This window comes from Streptomyces sp. NPDC053513 (genome assembly GCF_044544765.1).
GTDB lineage: Bacteria > Actinomycetota > Actinomycetes > Streptomycetales > Streptomycetaceae > Streptomyces > Streptomyces litmocidini.
In genome coordinates this window covers 36701-53715 of sequence record NZ_JBITXP010000019.1, presented here as the reverse complement: position 1 = coordinate 53715, position 17015 = coordinate 36701, and the positions used below count along the sequence as shown (strand labels likewise).

Below are 17015 nucleotides of genomic sequence, written 5' to 3'. Positions count from 1 at the left end.
GTCAGGCCTGCACGGCCGGGACTCAGGCCAAGGCCGGCGGATACAGGCTCCGCGGCAGCTCCGACGCGGCCGCCGCGTCGAGCAGCCACAGCGTGCGCGAGCGCCCGTAGGCCCCGGCCGCCGGGGCCTGCACCTCGCCCGCGCCCGACAGCGCGATCGCCGCGGCCTTCGCCTTGTCCTCCCCGGCCGCGAGCAGCCAGACCTCGTGCGCCGCCCGGATGGCCGGGAGGGTCAGCGAGATCCGGACCGGCGGCGGCTTCGGCGCGCCGTGCACGCCGACCACCGTCCGCTCGGTCTCGCGGACCGCCGGCAGCTCCGGGAAGAGCGAGGCCACGTGCGTGTCCGGGCCGACGCCCAGCATCAGCACGTCGAAGGTCGGCACCCCGCCGTGGTCGCCAGGACCCGCGGTGGCGGCCAGCTCCTCCGCGTACGCCGCCGCGGCGGCGTCGACGTCACTGCCGTACGGCCCGTCCGAGGCCGGCATGGCGTGCACCCGGGCGGGGTCGAGCGGCACCCGGTCGAGCAGCGCGGCACGGGCCTGGGTGACGTTCCGCTCGGGGTCGCCCTCGGGCAGGTACCGCTCGTCGCCCCACCACAGGTCGAGCCGCGACCAGTCGACCGCGTCCCGCGCGGGCGCCGAACCGAGCGCCGCGAGCAGGCCGTTGCCGTTGCGGCCGCCGGTGAGCACGATCGAGGCGGAGCCGCGGGCGGCCTGGGCGTCCACGATCTTCGTGATCAGCCGGGCCGCGGCGGCCTCGGCCATCAGTTCCTTGTCGCGGTGGACGACCAGCTGAGGAGTGCTCACTTGGCCGCCGCCTTCTTCGCCGGGGCCTTCTTCGAGGCGGGCCTGGCCGCGGGAGCCGCTTCCGCGGCCGCCTCCCCGGCGGGCTCCGGGGCGGGCTCCACGACCGTCTCGACGACCGTGTCCACGACGGTCTCGGGGGCGGTGACCGCCGCCGCCTCGTCGAGTCGCTCCACACCGAACCTGAGCGCCGTCGCGTAGGTGTCGTCCGGGTCGAGCCGGCGCAGCTCCTCCGCGATCAGCTCGGCCGTCTCACGGCGCTTGAGCGCCACCGCACGGTCCGGCTGGCCCTCTATGGAGAGCGTGGCGAGCGAACCGTCCGGCCGGTCGAGCACGATCGGTCCGGCGTCGGTCTCCATCCGTACGGAGGTGAGACCGGGACCGGCCGACTTCGAGCGCCGCACCGGCACCTTCAGCCGGTCCGCGAGCCACATCGCGAGCAGCTCGACGCTCGGGTTGAACTCCTCGCCCTCCACCTCGGCCGAGGTGACCTCGCACACGACCTGGTCGAGCGCGGCGGCCAGCATCGAGCGCCACGGCGTGATCCGGGTCCACGAGAGGTCCGTGTCGCCGGGGGTGTAGGCGTCCGCGCGCGCGGTCAGCTCCTGGATGGGCTGCTCGGCGGCGTACGTGTCGGTCACCCGGCGCTGGGCGAGCGCGCCCAGCGGGTCGTTCGCCGGGTCGGACGGCGCGTTCACCGGCCACCAGACGACGACGGGGGCGTCCGGGAGGAGCAGCGGCAGCACCACCGACTGGGCGTGGTCGACGACCTCGCCGTACAGCCGGAGCACCACCGTCTCGCCGGTGCTGGCGTCGGCGCCGAGGCGGACCTCGGCGTCGAGCCGCGCCTGCGCGCGGTCCCGCGGGGAGCGCGAGACCCGCTTGATGACGACGAGGGTCCGCGAGGGGTGCTCGCGGGACGCCTCGTTGGCCGCCTTGAGCGCGTCGTAGGCGTTCTCCTCGTCGGTGACGATCACGAGGGTGAGCACCATGCCGACGGCCGGCGTGCCGATCGCCCGCCGCCCGAGCACCAGCGCCTTGTTGATCTTGGAGGACGTGGTGTCCGTCAGGTCGGTCTTCATGGCCGGCGCCAGCTCCTGCCGTCTCGTGCGAGCATCTCGTCCGCCTCGACCGGACCCCAGGTCCCGGACTGGTACTGCGCGGGCTTGCCGTGCGTGTCCCAGAACTGCTCGATCGGGTCGAGGATCTTCCAGGACAGCTCGACCTCCTCGACCCGCGGGAAGAGGTTGGAGTCGCCGAGCAGGACGTCGAGGATGAGCCGCTCGTACGCCTCGGGGCTGGACTCCGTGAAGGACTCGCCGTACGCGAAGTCCATCGACACGTCCCGGATCTCCATCTGGGTGCCGGGCACCTTGGAGCCGAACCGCACCGTCACGCCCTCGTCCGGCTGGACCCGGATCACGATGGCGTTGCGGCCGAGTTCCTCGGTCGCGGTGTGGTCGAAGGGGGAGTGCGGGGCGCGCTGGAAGACGACCGCGATCTCGGTGACGCGGCGGCCCAGGCGCTTGCCGGTCCGCAGGTAGAACGGGACGCCCGCCCAGCGGCGGTTGTCGATCTCCAGCTTGATGGCCGCGTAGGTGTCGGTCTTCGACTGGGGGTCGATGCCCTCTTCCTGGAGGTAGCCGACGGCCTTCGCGCCGCCCTGCCACCCGGCCGCGTACTGGCCGCGGACCGTGGACTCGCCCAGGTCCTTGGGCAGCCGCACCGCGCCGAGGACCTTGGTCTTCTCGGCGGCCAGCGCGTCGGCGTCGAAGGAGGCGGGCTCCTCCATCGCGGTCAGCGCGAGCAGCTGGAGCAGGTGGTTCTGGATGACGTCGCGGGCGGCGCCGATGCCGTCGTAGTAGCCGGCGCGGCCGCCGATGCCGATGTCCTCGGCCATGGTGATCTGCACGTGGTCGACGTACGACCGGTTCCAGATCGGCTCGAAGAGCGTGTTGGCGAAGCGGAGCGCCAGGATGTTCTGGACGGTCTCCTTGCCGAGGTAGTGGTCGATCCGGAAGACCGCCTCGGGCGGGAAGACCTCGTGGACGACCTCGTTGAGCTCCTTGGCGGAGACCAGGTCGTGGCCGAAGGGCTTCTCGATGACCGCGCGGCGCCAGGAACCGTCCTTCTGGTCGGCCAGGCCGTGCTTCTTGAGCTGTTGGACGACGAGCGGGAAGAACTTCGGCGGCACGGACAGGTAGAAGGCGAAGTTGCCTCCCGTGCCCTGCGCCTTGTCGAGCTCCTCGATCGTCGACTTGAGCTGCTCGAAGGCCGTGTCGTCGTCGAAGTCGCCCTGGACGAACCGCATGCCCTGGATCAGCTGCTGCCACACCTCCTCGCGGAAGGGGGTGCGCGCGTGCTGCTTGACGGCCTCGTAGACCTCCTCCGCGAAGTCCTCGTCCGCCCACTCGCGGCGGGCGAAGCCGATGAGCGAGAAGCCCGGCGGCAGCAGGCCGCGGTTGGCCAGGTCGTAGACGGCAGGCATCAGCTTCTTACGGGACAAATCGCCCGTGACGCCGAAGATCACCAGACCCGACGGCCCCGCGATGCGCGGGAGCCGTCGGTCTGCGGCGTCACGGAGCGGGTTGGCTCCGTGGACTGCGCTCAAAGTGCTTACGCCTCCGAAGGTGCGAGGCGCTGGAGCTCCGCCTCGGTGGACTTGAGCAGGTCGTTCCAGGCGGCCTCGAACTTGTCGACGCCCTCGTCCTCCAGGAGCTGGACGACGTCGTCGTAGCTGATGCCCAGCTTCTCGACGGCCTCCAGCTCGGCACGCGACTGCGCGTAGGTGCCGCGGACGGTGTCGCCGGTGACCTCGCCGTGGTCGGCGGTGGCCTCCAGGGTGGCCTCCGGCATGGTGTTGACCGTGCCGGGGGCGACCAGGTCCACGACGTACAGGGTGTCCTTGTACGCCGGGTCCTTGACGCCGGTCGAGGCCCACAGCGGACGCTGCTTGTTGCCCTGCGCCTTGTCGAGGGCGGCCCAGCGGTCGGAGGAGAAGACCTCCTCGTACGCCTCGTAGGCCAGACGGGCGTTGGCCAGGGCGGCCTTGCCCTTGAGCGCCGCGGCCTCGTCGGTGCCGAGGGCGGTCAGGCGCTTGTCGATCTCCGTGTCCACGCGGGAGACGAAGAAGGAGGCCACCGAGTGGATCTTGGAGAGGTCGAGGCCGCGCTCGCGGGCCTTCTCCAGGCCCGCCAGGTAGGCGTCCATGACCTCGCGGTAGCGCTCCAGCGAGAAGATCAGCGTGACGTTGACGCTGATGCCGAGGCCGATGACCTCGGTGATCGCCGGCAGACCCGCCTTGGTGGCCGGGATCTTGATCAGGGTGTTGGGGCGGTCCACCAGCCAGGCCAGCTGCTTGGCCTCGGCGATGGTGGCGGCCGTGTCGTGGGCGAGACGGGGGTCGACCTCGATGGAGACCCGGCCGTCCTGGCCGTCGGTCGCGTCGAAGACCGGCCGCAGGATGTCGGCGGCGTCGCGGACGTCCGCCGTCGTGATCATGCGGATGGCCTCTTCGACGGTCACCTTGCGGGCGGCCAGGTCGGCGAGCTGCTGGTCGTAGCCGTGCCCCTCCGAGATGGCCTTCTGGAAGATGGATGGGTTGGTGGTGACCCCGACCACGTGGCTCTGGTCGATCAGCTCGGCCAGGTTGCCGGACGTGATCCGCTGGCGCGAGAGGTCGTCCAGCCAGATCGCGACGCCTTCGTCGGAGAGGCGCTTGAGAGCGTCTGTCATGGGAGTTGCATCTCCAATTAAGTCGTACGTATGGACGTCAGCGCGCGGCGGCGGCCAGGGATTCCCGAGCGGCGGCGACGATCGCCTCCGGCGTGAACCCGAACTCGCGGAAGAGGACCTTCGCGTCCGCCGAGGCACCGAAGTGCTCCAGGGAGACGATCCGGCCGGCGTCACCGACGTACTTGTGCCACGTGAGACCGATGCCGGCCTCGACCGCCACGCGGGCCTTGACCGACGGCGGCAGGACCGAGTCCCGGTACGCCTGGTCCTGCTCCTCGAACCACTCCACGGACGGCATCGAGACCACCCGGGTCGGGACGCCGGCGGCCTGGAGCTGCTCCCGGGCCTCGACGGCCAGGTGCACCTCGGAACCCGTGCCGATCAGCACGACCTCCGGCTCGCCGCCCTCCGCGTCGAACAGCACGTAGCCGCCCTTGACGGTGTCCTCGTTCGGGGCGTAGGTCGGCACGCCCTGGCGGGTGAGCGCCAGACCGTGCGGAGCGCCCTTGCCGAAGACCTTGGTGTGCCGCTGCATGATCTCGCGCCAGGCGAGCGCCGTCTCGTTGGCGTCGGCCGGACGGACCACGTTCAGACCCGGGATCGCGCGCAGCGAGGCCAGGTGCTCCACCGGCTGGTGCGTCGGGCCGTCCTCGCCCAGACCGATCGAGTCGTGGGTCCAGACGTACGTCACCGGCAGGTGCATCAGCGCGGAAAGCCGCACCGCGTTGCGCATGTAGTCGGAGAACACCAGGAAGGTGCCGCCGTAGACGCGCGTGTTGCCGTGCAGCGCGATGCCGTTCATCTCCGCGGCCATGGAGTGCTCGCGGATGCCGAAGTGGATCGTGCGGCCGTACTTGTCGGCCTCCGGCAGCGGGTTGCCCTCCGGCAGGAACGACGACGTCTTGTCGATCGTCGTGTTGTTCGAGCCGGCGAGGTCGGCCGAGCCGCCCCACAGCTCTGGGATGACCGCGCCGAGCGCCTTCAGGACCTGGCCCGAGGCGGCACGGGTGGCCACCCCCTTGCCCGTCTCGAAGACCGGGAGCTTCTCGGCCCAGCCGGCCGGCAGCTCGTTCGCCTGGATGCGGTCGAACTCGGCGGCGCGCTCCGGGTTGGCCGTACGCCACTCGGAGAGCTGCTTGTCCCACGCGGCGCGGGCCTCACGGCCGCGGTCGCCGAGCGCGCGGGTGTGCGCGATGACCTCGTCGGAGACCTCGAAGGTCTGCTCCGGGTCGAAGCCCAGGACGCGCTTGGTGGCCGCGATCTCCTCGTCGCCGAGCGCCGAGCCGTGCGCGGCCTCGGTGTTCTGCGCGTTCGGCGCCGGCCAGGCGATGATCGAGCGCATCGCGATGAACGACGGACGCTCGGTCTCGGCCTCGGCGGCCTTGATCGCCGCGTACAGCGCGGCCGGGTCCAGGTCGCCGTCGGCCTTGGGCTCGACGCGCTGGACGTGCCAGCCGTACGCCTCGTACCGCTTCATCGTGTCCTCGGACACGGCGGTCTCGGTGTCGCCCTCGATCGAGATGTGGTTGTCGTCCCACAGCATGATCAGGTTGCCGAGCTTCTGGTGGCCGGCGAGCGAGGACGCCTCCGCGGAGATGCCCTCCTGCAGGCAGCCGTCACCGGCGATCACGTAGATCCGGTGGTCGAACGGCGAGGTGCCGTCGGCGGCCTCCGGGTCGAACAGGCCGCGCTCGTAGCGGGCGGCCATCGCCATGCCCACGGCGTTGGCGACGCCCTGGCCCAGCGGGCCCGTGGTCGTCTCGACGCCGGCGGTGTGGCCGTACTCCGGGTGGCCCGGGGTCTTCGAGCCCCAGGTGCGGAAGGCCTTCAGGTCGTCCAGTTCGAGACCGAAGCCACCCAGGTACAGCTGGGTGTAGAGGGTCAGGGACGAGTGGCCGGCGGAGAGGACGAACCGGTCGCGTCCGACCCACTCGGGGTCGGCCGGGTCGTGCCGCATCACCTTCTGGAAGAGGGTGTACGCGGCGGGCGCAAGGCTCATCGCCGTACCGGGATGGCCGTTGCCGACCTTCTGTACGGCGTCCGCGGCCAGAAGGCGGGCGGTGTCGACGGCCCGCTGGTCCAATTCGGTCCACTCGAGGTCTGTGGTGGTCGGCTTAGTGCTCACCCTGGGTCAGGGCTCCTCTCCACATGTCGTGAGCCGGTGACTGAGGGTGTACCGGCGTTGTCGAGCCTACCCCCGTGAAACGCCTCTCTTTTCGTGTCCATGCCCCTCAAATGAGCGGAGAAATGAAAGGACACAGCCAGAGTGCAGGTGGCCGTACGAGTTCGCCTCCCGAGGCGCGCCCGAAGCCGTCCCCGAACCGTGTCCACCCCTTGGGACGTACCCCGCCAACACGACCCCACCCCCGCGAAGACCGGCGTCTGGGCAACGTCTACAGTGGCGTGGTACGCGCAAGCTTTACCCCGTCTTCACCCGGGTGGCTTGCTGGGAATTTCTCTGTCAGGGGTGTGCGTGACGGCCGTCGAGTCCCGACCCGCAGGGGTCGTCTTGACTCCCAGCCCGGGGGGCCATAGGCCGTTCGGGGCCCGCGTCAAGGCATTCGTGGCGCTGACCAAGCCGCGAATCATCGAACTGCTGCTCATCACGACCGTTCCGGTGATGTTCCTCGCCGAACAGGGTGTGCCGAACCTCTGGCTGGTGCTCGCCACCTGCTTCGGCGGCTACCTCTCGGCGGGCGGCGCGAACGCGCTGAACATGTACATCGACCGGGACATCGACGCCCTGATGGACCGCACGTCCCAGCGTCCGCTGGTCACCGGCGTGCTCACCCCGCGCGAGGGCCTGGTCTTCGGGCTCACCCTCGCCGTGGTCTCCACGCTCTGGTTCGGGCTGCTCGTCAACTGGCTGTCCGCCGCGCTCTCGCTCGGCGCGCTCCTCTTCTACGTCGTGGTCTACACGATGATCCTGAAGCGGCGCACCGCGCAGAACATCGTCTGGGGCGGCATCGCCGGCTGCCTGCCGGTGCTCATCGGCTGGTCGGCCGTGACCGACTCGATGTCGTGGGCCGCGGTCATCCTCTTCCTGGTCATCTTCTTCTGGACGCCGCCGCACTACTGGCCGCTGTCGATGAAGGTGAAGGAGGACTACGCGCGCGCGGGCGTGCCGATGCTGCCGGTCCTCGCCTCCAACAAGGTCGTCGCCAAGCAGATCGTGGCCTACAGCTGGGTCATGGTCGGCGTCTCCCTGCTGCTCACCCCGCTGGGCTACACGGGCTGGTTCTACACCGCGGTGGCGCTGCTCACCGGCGGCTGGTGGCTCTGGGAGGCGCACGCGCTCCTCAACCGCGCCAAGGCCGAGGTCACGGGCGCCAAGCTCAAGGAGATGCGCCTCTTCCACTGGTCCATCACCTACGTCTCGCTGCTCTTCGTGGCGGTCGCGGTGGACCCCTTCCTGCGCTGAGGCAGCGCGCTCATCTGAGGACGCACGGCAGACGGCCGGGTCACGTGGGACAGCCCACACGGCCCGGCCGTCGCCACGTGATCTACCCCTCGGTAGCATCCGTGTCATGGCAGAAACGAAGCAGGAAGAGCGCAGGGCGGCCAGGCTCGCCAAGGAGATCCAGGCCTTCTCCAAGGCGCACGGCGGCTGCGAGGGACACCTCGCGCACATCGGCCAGGCGGGCACCCGGATCGTCCTGGTCGGCGCCGACGGCGGCTGGGGAGACCTCGTCGCGCGCACGTACGAGATCGCGGAGCAGGCCGCCGAGAAGGCCGGTCTGACCCTCCACGAGGAGTTCGACGGCGAGTTCGCCGCCAAGGTCGCCACGGGCCCGTACGAGTGGACCCGGATGGCCGGCATCCAGATCGGCGGACCCTCCAACGGCTGAGGCGGCAACCTCGCGCGGGGCTCACCCGTTAGGACGTGTGGAGACACGTCCACACAGGGAGCCCCCCGAGATGATCGACACGCCGCACCTGGTGGACCAGTACTGCCACGGTGTGCTCCGCACGGAGCTCGGCCTCGGCACCTTCGAGGCCCACCTCGGCGCCCACCTGGGCGGCGCCGCCGTACTGCCCGCCGCGGGCACCACCTTCTTCGACACCCAGGCCGGCTTCGCCGTGCGCCGCTGGTGCCCGCCGCTCCTCGGCCTGGAACCGCACTGCCCGCCCGCCCGCTATCTCGCCCGCCGCCGGGAGCTCGGCGCCGCCGAGGCCGGCCGCCGGCTCCTGCGGGCCTCCGGGATCTCCGCCTACCTGGTCGACACCGGGCTCCCCGGCGACCTCACGCCCCCCGCCGAGCTCGGCGCCGCGGGCGCCGCCGAGGCCCACGAGATCGTCCGCCTCGAACCCCTCGCGGAGCGGGTCGCCGACGCCTCGGACACCGTCGAGGCCCTCCTCGCCGGCCTCGCCGAGGCCGTCCACGGGGCCGCGGGGGCCGCGGTCGCGTTCAGCTCGGCCGCGGGGGCACGGGGCGGGCCCGCGGCCCTGCCCGAGCCCCCGGGTCCCGCGGAGGTGCGCGGAGCCGCCGGGCGCTGGCTGGCCGGCCGCGCGACCGGCGGCCCGGTCACCGACCCGGTCCTGCTGCGCCATCTGCTCTGGATCGCGGTCACGGCCGGGCGCCCCCTCCAACTGCACACGGAGGATCCGGCCTCCCTGAGGGGCTTCGCCGCCGCCACCACGGGGCTCGGCACCGACCTGGTGCTGGTGCACCGCTACCCGTACCACCGCGCGGCCGCGCACCTGACCGGACTTCACCCGCACGTGTACGCCGACCTCGGCCCCGTCCTCGCCCACACGGGTGCCCGGGCGGCGGCCGTCCTCGCCGAGGTCCTGGAGCGGGCGCCGTTCGGCAAGCTGCTGTTCTCCAGCGGCGCCCGGGGGCTGCCCGAGCTGCACGTGGTCGCCGCGAGCGCCTTCCGGTCCGCCCTCGGCCGGGTGCTCGGCGAGTGGGTGACGGAGGGCGCCTGGTCCCGTACGGACGCGCGGCGGGTGGCCGCGATGATCGCGGCGGACAACGCCCGCCGCGTCTACCGCCTCGCCTGAACCGTCAGGCCGTGGCCGCCAGCTCCGGGTCCGCCTGGGCCGGGATGCCGGGGTTGACGAGGGGGCGCTCGCGCAGGCTCAGGGCGAGCCGCAGGACGGCGATCCACATCAGCGAGGAGCCGAGCATGTGGAGACCGACGAGGAGCTCCGGGACGCCCGTGAAGTACTGGACGTAGCCGATCCCTCCCTGGAGCACCAGCACGATCAGCAGGTCGCGGGCGCGGGCCCTGGTGTCGTCGGGGGCGTCCACCACGCGCAGGACCAGCCACATGGCGAGCGCGAGGGCGCAGACGACCCAGGCGGCGATCGCGTGGACGTGGGCGGCGTTCGTCCAGTCCCACGGCATGCGCGGGACGTCGCTGCTGTCGCCGGCGTGCTTGCCGGCGCCGGTCACCGTCGTGCCGAGCACGATCAGCAGCGCGGAGACGAGCGTGATCGCCCAGGAGAGCTTCCGGACCGGGCGCGGCACGCGCGGCCGGGGGGCGGTGTCGCCCTCGCCGGTGCGGTGCCAGGTGATGACGGCGACCGTGAGCAGGGAGTTCGCGGCGAGGAAGTGGCCGGCCACCGTCCACGGGTTGAGGCCCATCCACACCGTGATGCCGCCGATGACGGCGTTGCTCATCACGATCCAGAACTGGGCCCAGCCGAGCCGGGTGAGCCCGCGCCGCCACGGCTTGGTGGACCGGGCGGCGATGATCGCCCAGCCGACCGCCGCCGACAGGACGTACGTCAGCATCCGGTTGCCGAACTCGATCGCGCCCCGGTAGCCCTGCTCGGGCGTGACGATGAGGCTGTCGTCCGTGCACTTCGGCCAGGTGTCGCAGCCGAGACCGGAACCGGTCAGCCGGACCGCGCCGCCCGTGACGATGATGAGCACGCTCATCACGACGGCGGCGAGCGCGGCGCGCCGGAGCGTCCGGGGGGACGGGGTCCAGCGCTGGGCGATGTAGGCGAGGGGGGTCTGCACGGGCCCTATCGTAGGACGGTGCTTGTGCGCGCTTTCACGAGGGGGGCGTATGTGGCGCAACGGAACCTTACGGTTACTCCCAGCGGAAGAACCTCGCCGCCGCCCCGAGGCCCAGGACCGCCCAGACGGCCAGGATCAGCGCGTCGCCCCACGGCATCGACGCCCCGTTCTGGAGGACGTCGCGCAGCCCGTCCGAGAGCGCGGAGATCGGGAGCAGCGCGAGCACGTCGCCGGCCGCGCCGAACTTCTCCAGCGGGACGATGACCCCGCCGCCCACCAGGAGCAGCAGGAAGACCAGGTTCGCGGCGGCGAGGGTGGCCTCGGCCTTCAGGGTGCCGGCCATCAGCAGGCCGAGGCCGGAGAAGGCGGCCGTGCCGAGGACCAGGAGCAGCAGGACGGACGGCGCGCCGCCCTGCGGGGACCAGCCGAGCGCCAGGGCGATCGCCGTCAGGAGCACGACCTGGAGGACCTCGGTGACCAGGACGGAGAGCGTCTTGGCGGTCATGAGGGCCCAGCGGGGGAGCGGTGAGGCGCCGAGCCGCTTGAGCACCCCGTACCGCCGCTCGAAGCCGGTCGCGATGGCCTGGCCGGTGAAGGCGGTGGACATCACGGCGAGCGCGAGGACGCCGGGGGCGAGGAAGTCGACGGCCCTGCCGGTCCCGGTGTCGACGACGTCGACCGTGGAGAACAGCACCAGGAGGAGGGACGGGATGATCACCGTGAGGAGGAGCTGCTCGCCGTTGCGCAGCAGCATCCTGGTCTCCAGGGCGGTCTGCGCGGCGATCATCCGCCCGACGGGGGCGGCCCCCGGCTTCGGCGCGTACGTACCGGTGCTCACGACCTCAGCTCCTTGCCGGTCAGCTCCAGGAAGACGTCTTCGAGGGTGTGGCGCTCGACCGAGATGCGGTCGGGCATGACCCCGTGCTGGGCGCACCAGGTGGTGACGGTGGCGAGCAGCTGGGGGTCGACGGCGCCGGTGATCCGGTACGTGCCGGGCAGCGTCTCCGCCGCGGCCGAGCCGTCCGGGAGCGCCTTGAGCAGGGAGCCGAGGTCGAGGCCGGGACGGCCGGAGAAGCGCAGGGTGTTCTCGGCGCCGCCGCGGCACAGCTCCTCGGGGCTGCCCTGGGCGGCGATCCGGCCGGCGTCGACGATGGCGACGTCGTCGGCCAGCTCCTCGGCCTCCTGCATGAAGTGGGTGGTGAGGACCACGGTCACGCCGTCGGCGCGCAGCTCGCGGACCAGCTCCCAGGTGGCGCGGCGGGCCTGCGGGTCGAGTCCGGCCGTGGGCTCGTCGAGGAAGACGAGTTCGGGACGGCCGACGACGGCCATGGCGAGCGCGAGGCGCTGCTGCTGGCCGCCGGAGAGCCGCCGGTAGGTCGTGCGGCCGCAGGAGCCGAGGCCGAGGCGCTCGATCAGGGCGTCGACGTCCAGCGGGTGGGCGTGGAGCCTGGCCATGTGGCGGAGCATCTCGTCGGCGCGGGCGCCGGAGTAGACGCCGCCGGACTGGAGCATCACGCCGATCCTGGGGCGCAGGGCGGCGGCGTCGGCGACCGGGTCGAGGCCCAGGACGCGGACGGTGCCGCCGTCGGGCCTGCGGTATCCCTCGCAGGTCTCGACGGTGGTGGTCTTGCCGGCCCCGTTGGGGCCGAGGACGGCGGTGACGGTGCCCGTGCGGACGTCGAGGTCGAGACCGTCGACGGCGGTCTTGCTTCCGTACCGCTTGACCAGGCCGCGGACCTGGACGACGGACTCGTATGACATGTCCGGAAGTCTAAGGACCCGGCGGGAGCGCGCGGGCCGCGCCCCCGGATTCCGCCGCGGGCGGCCCCGGGGCGCCCTCCCGGTCCGGGTGAGCCGCTCCGTACGGGGAAGGGGCGGCACATGTCCGTGCACATCGGCACGTCCGGCTGGCAGTACCGGGACTGGCGGGGCGTGCTCTATCCCGAGGGCCTGCCGCAGCGCCTCTGGCTGGAGGAGTACGCGCGCGCGTTCGCGACCGTGGAGAACAACAACGCCTTCTACCGGCTGCCCGAGCGCCACACCTTCGCCGCGTGGCGGGAGCGGACGCCCGCCGGCTTCGTCATGGCGGTGAAGGCGAGCCGCTTCCTCACCCACGTCAAGCGTCTCAGGGATCCCGAGGAGCCCGTGGAACGGCTGATGGGCCGGGCGGACGCGCTGGGGGACCGGCTCGGTCCCGTCCTGCTCCAGCTGCCGCCGACGCTGCGCGCGGACGCGGGGCTGCTGGACGCGGCGGTCGCGTGTTTCCCGCCCGGGGTGCGGGTGGCGGTCGAACCGCGGCACGACTCGTGGTGGACGGAGGAGATCGCCGGGGTCCTGAGGGACCGCGGGGCCGCCCTGTGCTGGGCGGACCGGGGCTCGCGGCCGGCGACGCCGCTGTGGCGGACGGCGGACTGGGGGTACGTGCGCTTCCACGAGGGCGGGGCCCGGCCCTGGCCCCGCTACGGCCGCCGGGCGCTGGGGACCTGGGCGGACCGGATCGCGGGGGCCTGGCCGGAGGGCGCGGACGTGTTCGCGTTCTTCAACAACGACCCCGGCGGCGCGGCCGTCCGCGACGCGGAGTTCTTCGCGCGCCTGATGCGGTCGCGCGGCCGGACGACGGCGTGACCGGGGGACGCGGCCGGGAGCCCGGGGCGGGGACGAAGGCCCTGGTCGGACGGCCGTGATTCATCCCACGAATGATCGTTTCCGCAGGTCAGGTAAGCCTTACCTGAGTGACGCACCGCACCGTCGCCGGTCCGGACGCCGCTTGTCACCCCCCGATTAATTACGCAACAATGGCGTTGTGAAAAACGTCGGCGCGGCTCCGGTGGAGGAACTCGCGACCCGAGAGCGTTCCACGCGCAACCGGGTCGCGCGGTCGATCCTGGACCACGGGCCCTCCACCGTCGCCGACCTGGCCGCACGGCTCCGCCTCACCCAGGCCGCCGTCCGCCGCCACCTCGACTCGCTGGTCGCCGAGAACGTCGTCGAGGCCCGCGAGAAGCGCGTCTACGGAACCCGGACCCGTGGCCGCCCCGCCAAGGTCTTCGCGCTCACCGACTGCGGCCGGGACGCCTTCGACCAGTCGTACGACTCCCTGGCCGTCGAGGCGCTCCGCTGGATCGAGCGCAACGCCGGCGGAGAGGCGGCCGTCGCCGCCTTCGCCCGCGACCGGATCGAGGCCCAGGGCGGGGCGTACCGGGAGGCCGTCGAGGCGGCCGGGCCCGACAAGCGGACCGAGGCACTGGCCAAGGCCCTCACGGCGGACGGGTACGCTGCCACTGCGCGGAACGCGCCGGTCGGCGAGCAGCTCTGCCAGCACCACTGCCCGGTCGCCCACGTCGCCGAGCAGTACCCACAGCTGTGCGAGGCGGAGACGGAATTCTTCTCCCGCCTCCTGGGAACGCACGTCCAGCGTCTGGCCACCATCGCGCATGGTGACGGCGTCTGCACCACGTTCATCCCGCACGGCACCCCACAGACCACCGAATCAGCATCCGCAAGCACGGCCGGGAGGAACCCCGCATGACCACCGAGATCAGCCACCCCGAGCTCGAGGGCCTGGGTCGGTACGAGTACGGCTGGGCCGACTCCGACGCGGCCGGTGCCGCCGCCAAGCGCGGTCTCAACGAAGACGTCGTCCGCGACATCTCCGCGAAGAAGAACGAGCCCGAGTGGATGCTCAAGCTGCGTCTCAAGGGTCTGCGGCTCTTCGACAAGAAGCCCATGCCGACCTGGGGCTCGGACCTCTCCGGCATCGACTTCGACAACATCAAGTACTTCGTGCGGTCCACCGAGAAGCAGGCCGAGTCCTGGGAGGACCTGCCGGAGGACATCAAGAACACGTACGACAAGCTCGGCATCCCGGAGGCGGAGAAGCAGCGCCTCGTCGCCGGTGTCGCCGCCCAGTACGAGTCCGAGGTCGTCTACCACCAGATCCGCGAGGACCTGGAGGAGCAGGGCGTCATCTTCGTCGACACCGACACCGCGCTGAAGGAGCACGAGGAGCTCTTCAAGGAGTACTTCGGCACCGTCATCCCGGTCGGCGACAACAAGTTCGCCTCCCTGAACACGGCCGTCTGGTCCGGCGGCTCATTCATCTACGTGCCGAAGGGCGTGCACGTCGAGATCCCGCTCCAGGCCTACTTCCGCATCAACACGGAGAACATGGGCCAGTTCGAGCGGACGCTGATCATCGTCGACGAGGACGCCTACGTCCACTACGTCGAGGGCTGCACCGCCCCGATCTACTCCTCCGACTCGCTGCACAGCGCCGTCGTCGAGATCATCGTGAAGAAGGGCGGCCGCTGCCGCTACACGACCATCCAGAACTGGTCGAACAACGTCTACAACCTGGTGACCAAGCGCGCCGTCGCCTACGAGGGCGCCACCATGGAGTGGGTCGACGGCAACATCGGCTCCAAGGTCACCATGAAGTACCCGGCCGTCTACCTGATGGGCGAGCACGCCAAGGGCGAGACCCTCTCCATCGCCTTCGCGGGCGAGGGCCAGCACCAGGACGCCGGCGCCAAGATGGTCCACATGGCCCCGAACACCTCCTCCAACATCGTCTCCAAGTCGGTGGCGCGAGGCGGCGGCCGCACCTCCTACCGCGGTCTCATCGAGATCGGCGAGGGTGCCCCGGGCGCCAAGTCCAACGTCCTCTGCGACGCGCTGCTCGTCGACACGATCTCCCGCTCCGACACGTACCCCTACGTGGACGTGCGCGAGGACGACGTCTCCATGGGCCACGAGGCCACCGTCTCCAAGGTCTCCGAGGACCAGCTCTTCTACCTGATGAGCCGCGGCCTCACCGAGTTCGAGGCCATGGCGATGATCGTCCGCGGCTTCGTCGAGCCCATCGCCAAGGAGCTCCCCATGGAGTACGCCCTGGAGCTCAACCGGCTGATCGAGCTGCAGATGGAAGGTGCGGTCGGCTAAGGCCCCGCACCGCCCCGCAGCGACCGAGTTTTCTTTACGTACGCAGGAAGAGAGCAACACGACAGCCATGGCTGAGGCTCAGAACATCCCGGCGGGATCCACCACCGCCGGCTCGATCGCGGTGGCCGCCGAGTCCACCGTCGCCACGCGCATGAGCGCGCCCCCGTCCTTCGACGTCGCGGACTTCCCCGTCCCGCACGGCCGCGAGGAGGAGTGGCGGTTCACCCCGCTGGCTCGACTGCGCGGACTGCACGACGGCACCGCCGTCGCCTCCGGCGAGGGCGTCAAGGTCGAGGTCGAGGCCCCCGAGGGCGTCACCGTGGAGACCGTCGGCCGCGACGACGAGCGCCTCGGCAAGGCCGGCACGCCCGTCGACCGCGTCGCCGCCCAGGCCTACTCCGCCTTCGAGAAGGCCTCGGTCGTCACCGTCGCCAAGGAGGCGGTGCTCACCGAGCCGATCCGCATCTCCGTGCACGGCCAGGGCGGCGTCGCCTTCGGCCACCAGGTGATCGAGCTCGGCGCCTTCGCCGAGGCCGTCGTGGTCCTCGACCACACCGGTGACGCCGTGCTCGCCGCCAACGTGGACTACGTCCTCGGCGACGGCGCCAAGCTGACCGTCGTCTCCGTCCAGGACTGGGACGAGAACGCCGTCCACGTCGCCCAGCACAACGCGCTGGTCGGCCGCGACGCCTCCTTCAAGTCGGTCGTCGTCACCTTCGGCGGCGACGTCGTCCGCATCCACCCGCGCGTGCGGTACGAGGCCCCCGGCGGCGAGGCCGAGCTCCTCGGCCTGTACTTCACCGACGCCGGCCAGCACCAGGAGCACCGCCTCCTGGTCGACCACAACACCCCGCACTGCAAGTCCAACGTGGCCTACAAGGGCGCGCTGCAGGGCCAGGACGCGCACGCCGTCTGGATCGGCGACGTGCTCATCCAGGCCGCCGCCGAGGGCACCGACACGTACGAGCTCAACCGGAACCTGGTCCTCACGGACGGTGCCCGGGTCGACTCCGTGCCGAACCTGGAGATCGAGACCGGCGAGATCGCCGGCGCCGGTCACGCCTCGGCCACCGGCCGCTTCGACGACGAGCAGCTCTTCTACCTGATGGCCCGCGGCATCCCGGAGGCCGAGGCCCGCCGCCTCGTCGTCCGCGGCTTCTTCGCGGAGCTCGTCCAGCAGATCGGTCTGCCGGACGTCCAGGAGCGACTCCTCGCCAAGATCGAGGCCGAGCTGGAGGCCTCCGTCTGATGGCCTTCGTCCGAGTCTGCGCGCTGAGCGAGCTGGAGGCCGACACCCCGAAGCGGGTCGAGGTCGACGGCACGCCGGTGTCGGTCGTGCACACCGAGGGCGAGGTGTACGCGATCAACGACATCTGCTCGCACGCCAACGTCTCCCTCTCGGAGGGCGAGGTCGAGGACTGCGCGATCGAGTGCTGGCTGCACGGCTCCAGCTTCGACCTGCGCACGGGCAAGCCCTCCGGCCTTCCCGCGACGCGCCCCGTCCCCGTATACCCCGTAAAGATCGAAGGGGACGATGTGCTCGTCTCCGTCACCCAGGAGTCCTGA

16 protein-coding genes are annotated in these 17015 nt (G+C 71.4%); 8 read left to right on the top strand and 8 right to left on the bottom strand.

Features of this window, described 5'->3' with window-relative positions; translation table 11 throughout:
• Positions 1-22 precede the first annotated feature (22 nt).
• The 5 genes from pgl to tkt are packed head-to-tail and all read right to left on the bottom strand — an operon-like array spanning position 23 to position 6662.
• A complete protein-coding gene (pgl, locus tag ACIGW4_RS27415) occupies positions 23-805 on the bottom strand; it encodes a 6-phosphogluconolactonase (protein ID WP_399583359.1) in 783 nt (260 codons plus the stop codon).
• A complete protein-coding gene (gene opcA, locus ACIGW4_RS27410; protein WP_399583357.1) occupies positions 802-1884 on the bottom strand; it encodes a glucose-6-phosphate dehydrogenase assembly protein OpcA in 1083 nt (360 codons plus the stop codon). The genes pgl and opcA overlap by 4 nt, the downstream gene beginning before the upstream one ends.
• Positions 1881-3413: a glucose-6-phosphate dehydrogenase gene (gene zwf, locus ACIGW4_RS27405; RefSeq protein ID WP_123451146.1), complete on the bottom strand. Its 1533-nt coding sequence runs from the start codon at positions 3411-3413 to the stop codon at positions 1881-1883. The genes opcA and zwf overlap by 4 nt, the downstream gene beginning before the upstream one ends.
• 5 nt (positions 3414-3418) lie before the next feature.
• On the bottom strand, positions 3419-4537 hold the full coding sequence (gene tal / locus ACIGW4_RS27400; RefSeq protein WP_123451144.1) for a transaldolase: 1119 nt from the start codon (positions 4535-4537) through the stop codon (positions 3419-3421).
• A gap of 37 nt (positions 4538-4574) precedes the next feature.
• The gene (gene tkt, locus ACIGW4_RS27395) at positions 4575-6662 is read right to left on the bottom strand and encodes a transketolase (protein WP_123451143.1); all 2088 of its coding nucleotides are present in this window, start codon (positions 6660-6662) and stop codon (positions 4575-4577) included.
• Between the two features lie 342 nt (positions 6663-7004).
• Between tkt and ACIGW4_RS27390 the strand changes: the two genes are divergently transcribed.
• The 3 genes from ACIGW4_RS27390 to ACIGW4_RS27380 all read left to right on the top strand — a co-directional run bounded on the left by ACIGW4_RS27390 (position 7005) and on the right by ACIGW4_RS27380 (position 9541).
• Positions 7005-7958, top strand: coding sequence for a heme o synthase (locus tag ACIGW4_RS27390; protein WP_185094500.1), 954 nt, complete (start codon positions 7005-7007; stop codon positions 7956-7958).
• A 106-nt stretch (positions 7959-8064) separates the two neighbouring features.
• Complete coding sequence (locus tag ACIGW4_RS27385; protein WP_123451139.1) at positions 8065-8385, top strand: hypothetical protein; 321 nt, start codon at positions 8065-8067, stop codon at positions 8383-8385.
• 70 nt (positions 8386-8455) lie between these two features.
• Positions 8456-9541: an amidohydrolase gene (locus tag ACIGW4_RS27380; protein WP_398711542.1), complete on the top strand. Its 1086-nt coding sequence runs from the start codon at positions 8456-8458 to the stop codon at positions 9539-9541.
• A 4-nt stretch (positions 9542-9545) separates the two neighbouring features.
• Here the strand turns inward: ACIGW4_RS27380 and ACIGW4_RS27375 are convergent, their stop codons facing one another.
• The 3 genes from ACIGW4_RS27375 to ACIGW4_RS27365 form a co-directional block, all read right to left on the bottom strand.
• The gene (locus tag ACIGW4_RS27375) at positions 9546-10517 is read right to left on the bottom strand and encodes a COX15/CtaA family protein (RefSeq protein WP_123451135.1); all 972 of its coding nucleotides are present in this window, start codon (positions 10515-10517) and stop codon (positions 9546-9548) included.
• 64 nt (positions 10518-10581) lie between these two features.
• On the bottom strand, positions 10582-11346 hold the full coding sequence (locus tag ACIGW4_RS27370) for an ABC transporter permease (RefSeq protein WP_123451133.1): 765 nt from the start codon (positions 11344-11346) through the stop codon (positions 10582-10584).
• Complete coding sequence (locus ACIGW4_RS27365) at positions 11343-12269, bottom strand: ABC transporter ATP-binding protein (RefSeq protein WP_123451131.1); 927 nt, start codon at positions 12267-12269, stop codon at positions 11343-11345. The genes ACIGW4_RS27370 and ACIGW4_RS27365 overlap by 4 nt, the downstream gene beginning before the upstream one ends.
• Positions 12270-12389: 120 nt before the next feature.
• On the opposite strand from ACIGW4_RS27365, the gene ACIGW4_RS27360 reads away from it, so the two are divergent.
• The 5 genes from ACIGW4_RS27360 (at position 12390) to ACIGW4_RS27340 (ending at position 17015) form a co-directional block, all read left to right on the top strand.
• A complete protein-coding gene (locus tag ACIGW4_RS27360; RefSeq protein WP_359589332.1) occupies positions 12390-13133 on the top strand; it encodes a DUF72 domain-containing protein in 744 nt (247 codons plus the stop codon).
• A gap of 178 nt (positions 13134-13311) precedes the next feature.
• Entirely contained in the window at positions 13312-14037 is a 726-nt protein-coding gene (locus tag ACIGW4_RS27355; RefSeq protein WP_123451127.1) for a metalloregulator ArsR/SmtB family transcription factor, read from the top strand.
• Positions 14034-15449 (top strand): Fe-S cluster assembly protein SufB, encoded by a 1416-nt coding sequence (sufB, locus tag ACIGW4_RS27350; protein ID WP_041128639.1) that lies wholly within the window; start codon positions 14034-14036, stop codon positions 15447-15449. Before ACIGW4_RS27355 ends, sufB begins: the two co-directional genes overlap by 4 nt.
• 67 nt (positions 15450-15516) lie before the next feature.
• On the top strand, positions 15517-16698 hold the full coding sequence (gene sufD, locus ACIGW4_RS27345) for a Fe-S cluster assembly protein SufD (protein WP_123451125.1): 1182 nt from the start codon (positions 15517-15519) through the stop codon (positions 16696-16698).
• Positions 16698-17015 carry a bifunctional 3-phenylpropionate/cinnamic acid dioxygenase ferredoxin subunit gene (locus ACIGW4_RS27340; protein ID WP_030692512.1) on the top strand — a complete coding sequence of 106 codons (318 nt, stop codon included), beginning with the start codon at positions 16698-16700 and terminating at the stop codon, positions 17013-17015. The genes sufD and ACIGW4_RS27340 overlap by 1 nt, the downstream gene beginning before the upstream one ends.

Bases quoted from the DNA above. Each gene is read 5' to 3' on its own strand.
- ACIGW4_RS27340 (WP_030692512.1), top strand. From the start codon at position 16,698: ATGGCCTTCGTCCGAGTCTGCGCGCTGAGCGAGCTGGAGGCCGACACC.
- ACIGW4_RS27380 (WP_398711542.1), top strand. From the start codon at position 8,456: ATGATCGACACGCCGCACCTGGTGGACCAGTACTGCCACGGTGTGCTC.
- sufD (WP_123451125.1), top strand. From the start codon at position 15,517: ATGGCTGAGGCTCAGAACATCCCGGCGGGATCCACCACCGCCGGCTCG.
- ACIGW4_RS27360 (WP_359589332.1), top strand. From the start codon at position 12,390: ATGTCCGTGCACATCGGCACGTCCGGCTGGCAGTACCGGGACTGGCGG.
- opcA (WP_399583357.1), bottom strand. From the start codon at position 1,884: ATGAAGACCGACCTGACGGACACCACGTCCTCCAAGATCAACAAGGCG.
- ACIGW4_RS27385 (WP_123451139.1), top strand. From the start codon at position 8,065: ATGGCAGAAACGAAGCAGGAAGAGCGCAGGGCGGCCAGGCTCGCCAAG.
- sufB (WP_041128639.1), top strand. From the start codon at position 14,034: ATGACCACCGAGATCAGCCACCCCGAGCTCGAGGGCCTGGGTCGGTAC.
- ACIGW4_RS27365 (WP_123451131.1), bottom strand. From the start codon at position 12,269: ATGTCATACGAGTCCGTCGTCCAGGTCCGCGGCCTGGTCAAGCGGTAC.
- tal (WP_123451144.1), bottom strand. From the start codon at position 4,537: ATGACAGACGCTCTCAAGCGCCTCTCCGACGAAGGCGTCGCGATCTGG.